5 protein-coding genes are annotated in these 4428 nt (G+C 70.0%); 1 reads left to right on the top strand and 4 read right to left on the bottom strand.

Going from position 1 to position 4428, the window contains the following annotated elements:
• Positions 1–123: 123 nt before the first annotated feature.
• The 4 genes from ACFWU3_RS24535 to ACFWU3_RS24520 form a co-directional block, all read right to left on the bottom strand.
• Positions 124–1542 carry an alpha/beta hydrolase family protein gene (locus ACFWU3_RS24535; protein WP_384441439.1) on the bottom strand — a complete coding sequence of 473 codons (1419 nt, stop codon included), beginning with the start codon at positions 1540–1542 and terminating at the stop codon, positions 124–126.
• 226 nt (positions 1543–1768) lie between these two features.
• Positions 1769–2416: a class I SAM-dependent DNA methyltransferase gene (locus ACFWU3_RS24530; protein ID WP_384441436.1), complete on the bottom strand. Its 648-nt coding sequence runs from the start codon at positions 2414–2416 to the stop codon at positions 1769–1771.
• A gap of 39 nt (positions 2417–2455) precedes the next feature.
• Entirely contained in the window at positions 2456–2953 is a 498-nt protein-coding gene (locus ACFWU3_RS24525) for a pyridoxamine 5'-phosphate oxidase family protein (RefSeq protein WP_384441433.1), read from the bottom strand.
• A 201-nt stretch (positions 2954–3154) separates the two neighbouring features.
• The gene (locus ACFWU3_RS24520; protein WP_384441430.1) at positions 3155–3757 is read right to left on the bottom strand and encodes an HD domain-containing protein; all 603 of its coding nucleotides are present in this window, start codon (positions 3755–3757) and stop codon (positions 3155–3157) included.
• A 452-nt stretch (positions 3758–4209) separates the two neighbouring features.
• On the opposite strand from ACFWU3_RS24520, the gene ACFWU3_RS24515 reads away from it, so the two are divergent.
• Positions 4210–4383, top strand: a complete 174-nt coding sequence (locus ACFWU3_RS24515; protein ID WP_352210026.1) for a hypothetical protein — start codon at positions 4210–4212, stop codon at positions 4381–4383.
• Positions 4384–4428: the final 45 nt, after the last annotated feature.

The following is a 4428-nucleotide window of genomic DNA, read 5'->3' as shown; positions in this document are numbered from 1 at the left end:
GGTCGAGCACTGGTGCCGGGCGCACGCGGCCGGTTCCTCGGATGGTTGCCGTGGAACCGGCCGCTTCGAGCGCGTACCACTGTCTCCGAGCTGACGTCGCCTGTCGGCGGTCACCGGCGGCGGTCACCCACGGCCCAGGGTGTCCTCCAGCCAGTCGAAGACGACCTCGCAGTGCTGTTGGGGCGCCATCGGCGAGCAGTGCAACTGGGCCCCGGTCGCCGCCCGCATCAGCCGGTATTCCTTGCGGGAGCGCAGCAGCTCGAAGAACTCGCGCGGCTGGCCCGGGTAGAAGGCCTCGTCTTCGTAGTCGAGCACCAGCGTGGGACATTCGATACGGCGCACCACTCCGGTGATGTCGAGCGCCATGATCCGCTGGGCCGGTGTCCAGAAGTCGGTGAAGAGCCGGCCCTGCCGTGCCGCGAGCATCGCGGGGATCGAGAAGGGCTCGATCCGCTTTTTGATCACGAACTGCTCGGACGGCGTCAGTTGGGGAGCGACCTCCTCGTTCCAGATGCGGTTGGTCTCCTCCTTGTCGGGGGTCACGATGTCCCGGAGCTCCTCCGGGAAGCCCAGCCACGGCGAGAGACACCCCGGCAGCGCGGCCAGAGCGGCGATCCGGTGCTCGAACGCCGCGGCGCGCGGGGCGAGGTCACCGCCCATGGAGAGTCCGGTCAGCGCGATGCGTCGGGCGTCGACATCCTTGCGACGCTCCAGCCAGTCGACCAGGGGGGAGACCACCTGCTCCCAGCGCGGGGTGAAGACGAGCTCGTCGACGTAGAGCAGTTGGCCCTGGCCGGGGCCGTCGTAGACGAGGGCGTTCCAGCCGCGGGCGAGCGCGGCGGCGACCCCGTAGGTCCACATGTCGACGTTCGGACCGTCGCTGCCGTTGGTGAGGATGACGGTCGGCCGGGGCCTGTCGGAGTCGTCGGGGCGGAAGAACCAGACGGGAATCGAGACGCCGTCCCGGTACGGGACCTGGTCGGTGATCGCCGCGGGCGTGCACAGCCGGGCGAAGGTGTCCCACGCCCGGCGTCCCGCCAGATAGAGCTTCTTCTCGTCACCGGGGGTGTCCGAGCCGAGTACGAAGAAGAGCGCTTGGCCGAAGTACTGGGCACCGCGCAGCGAGCGGGCACGGCGTGTCTGCCGGTGCCGCGACGCGGTGGCCGTCAAGCGCTCGCCCCAGCGGCGGAACTCGGCCGTGTAGGTCTGCTCGTTCGCCCCGGCGGCATTGATGGCGTTGACGGCCGTCAGCACCTCCCCGACCTCGGACGAACCGAATCCGGCGCCGCCGAGCGCGAGGAGTGCGCCGAAGTTCAGCCCCGGGTCCGTGAACAGCTGCATGGCACCGGGCGTCGGCGACGCGTCAGGACCGGGAGCCGGGGCGGAAGCGTCGGCACCACGCCCCGTGGCGGAGGCGGGTGCCGAGTTCGCCGTGGCGGTCGACGCCGCCGACAGCACGACTGCCCCCGCTCCGGCGGCGATCCCGGCGAGCGCGCCGCGCCGGGTGGGCGCCTGCGCACGGTCTGTGGGTGAGTTCGTCATGCGCCCGAACGTAGGAGCAGGCTCCACCCCTGGCCCACCCGCCACTCCCGGCGGTCCTCCGAACGGCCCCTCGGTCTGCGGCGGCCCGGTGACGGCCTCTCCCTGCCACGCGGGTTCACCACGGTCTCGGGCGTCACCCCGTTGCCGTTGGCGCGGTGATCGCTGTGCTCTCCCGCCCGGCGATCGAGCCGATCCGGTCACGAGACCGGCTCCGTGGCTCCTCGGTCTACGCCTTGTGTGCGAGGAGTTGGACCTCCTGGAACTGCCGCCGGTCCGTCGGCTTCGGCTCGATCGTCAGGCGGGCCGACTCCACCAGGCCGTGATCGCGCAGGAGCTCGGTGAAGCGATCGGGGGACCAGCGGTAGGCCGTCACCACCGCATGGTCGTAGGCCTGCGTCTCGTCCTGCGGGCCGTCAGTGGCCGGGAATTCGATCAACACGTGTCCACCAGGAGCCAGGACCCGGGCGATCTCGGCCAAGAGGGCGGGCAGGTCCCGTGGCGGGGTGTGGATGAGGGACCACCGCGAGAGCACCCCGCCGAGCGCGCCGTCCTCGATGTCCAGCGCGGCCATCGAACCGATTTCGAACCGCACCCCGGGGTTGGCTTCGCGAGCCAGCTCGACCATCGCCGGCGATGCGTCGACGCCGAAGGCCTTGAGGCCCAGCCCGTGGAGGTGGGCTGTGACGTGCCCCGGTCCGCAGCCGAGATCCGCGACCCTGCCGTCGCCGTTCGTCCGCACCAGCTCCGCGAAGGCACTCAGGAGGGCGCGCTCCAAGGGCCGGTCGCTCAGGGTGTCGTGGAACTTCTGCGCGTACAGGGGGGCGATGGCGTCGTAGGCCGCGCGGGTGGCGTGCAAGGTGTCGAGTTCGGTCACCCGGAGACCCTAACGGGAGGAGCGGGGCGAGGTGCCGACTCAAGCGTTCTGACGCTCGGCCCGTTGCCGGATCAGTTCCTCGACCGCGGTGGGCAGGGTGGTTTCGAAGTCGATGAGCTTCGCCCAGGTGGGGGTGATGACGATCCGGACCATGCCGTCGTAGAGGGAGCGGACCTCGGCCTCCCACTCGATGCGCTGCTCCGGTGTCATCTCGTAGCTGCCGTTCATCTGGAGATACTCGTCGGGGATGCCGTCGACGACGTCCAGATCGGCCCGCCCGCGGATGAGCAGGATCTTCGGCGGGTGGACCTCGGTGTCGATGGTCAGGGCGACCGCCGGGTTCTTGCGCAGCGCGGGCAGTTTCGGTGCGTTCTTCGTGGTGCACAGGACGATCTCGGAGCCGTTCCAGGTGAAGGCGATCGGGATGCTGCGCGGTGTGCCGTCCTTGGCGACGTAGGCCATGCGGGTCAGGTCCCGGGCCAGCAGTTCCTTGCTGATCGGTCGGTTCAGGATCTCGGTGATCTCGGACTGCCGCATGGTGATCGCTCCTTCGTCGGTGCCGTCGAGCGCCCGTTCGTGGCCGCTCGTGTCCCTGGGACGGAGCGGGCCGGACGTTCTCGACATCCGAGGAGCACGATTCGCGAAGACTTGCGTCGGCGCGCTCACGAGAGAACTTGCGTCGGCGGCTCACGGGGCGTGGGGACACCGCACGATCGGCGACGCGTACGCCAGGACTCCTCAGGCGGGGGAGTCGAGCGGGTTGTCGGCCATCCTGTCGGCGAGTCCCGAACGCACCGCGCCGGCCGCCGAGCTGTCGGGCTTGCGTGCGGCCTGGGCTCGGAAACACGCCAGGAACTGCTCCGACAGGTCCAGCCTGGGGTAGCGGTTCAGCACTTCTGCGCGGAAGCCGGCAGGGTAGTCGTCCGCCTCCTTGCCGATGATCTCCGTGGCGGTGGCGCGTGCCAGCAGGTGTCCCTCGGGGTCCCCGGACACGTCCACCTGTGGCCACATATGGCGGACGATGACGTCCGACAGATGCTCCCGGCGTTGTGCCGTCCATCCGGCGCCGGCCGCGAAGACCTGGGCGACCTGGCCGCCCGCCTCCTCGAACGCGATGGTGTGGCTGTCGAATGCCGGCACCAGCCCGATGTCGTGGAAGAGCGCGGCTATGTAGAGGAGTTCCCGGTCGAAGGGGATGTCTTCCGCCGCGCCGCGGGCAGCCGCCCACACGTAGGCACGCAGGGAGTGGTTGAGCAGTGCGGGGGAGTGGTGGGAGGTCGCCACCTCCAGGGCGGCGGCCGATGTCAGGCTGTCGGGCATGGGGAGGGTGTCGAGCGACATACGGGTCACTGTGCGCCTGCCTCTGCGGGGCTGTCCGACTCGATGCGGATGACGGTCTTGCCGGGGGCGGCTTTGGCTTGCATGACGTTCCTCCGAGTGATGCGGCGGGGACCCGAGCGCACAGATGCCCGCTGCGATCGGCGGGGCACGCGATGCGCCGTGATCTCGACCGTATGCTCCGGCCACTCCATCCGCGTGGGCCACTTCCGGGGCCATGGGGTGCGCCACTTTCGCTTTGCCACCGAAGAGGCAGAGGACGTGCGCGACGCGGGTCGTCGGCCCACGGAGAGCGGCCAGGTCCCGGTCGAGCACGCCTGGGGTCGGGGGACTGACTCAACGCATGCCCGCAAGCGCATACGCCACAGGCGTCCCGCAGGTTCGGAGCAGGAATCCGGTTCAACTCCGGGGCGAGGGGCAGGCGGGTCGATGAGTGGCTCTACGAAAGGACCGACATGAGTGCTGGAGAAAAGGCCAAGGCCAAGGCTGAGCAGGGCGTCGGTAAGGCTGTGCGGAAAGCGGCCCACGCGATGGGCAACGAGACCACCGCGGCCAAGGGCGGCGCGCTGGAGGCCCGCGGCAAGGCCCGCGAGGCCAAGGAGAAGTCGAAGGACACCTTCAAGCACTGAGGACAATGCCGGCCGGAGAAGCCGGTACGGCGCGGGGCCCCGGGG

It is taken from the genome of Streptomyces sp. NPDC058685 (assembly GCF_042714725.1).
Classification (GTDB): domain Bacteria; phylum Actinomycetota; class Actinomycetes; order Streptomycetales; family Streptomycetaceae; genus Streptomyces.
This window is presented reverse-complemented; position numbering and strand designations above follow the sequence as displayed.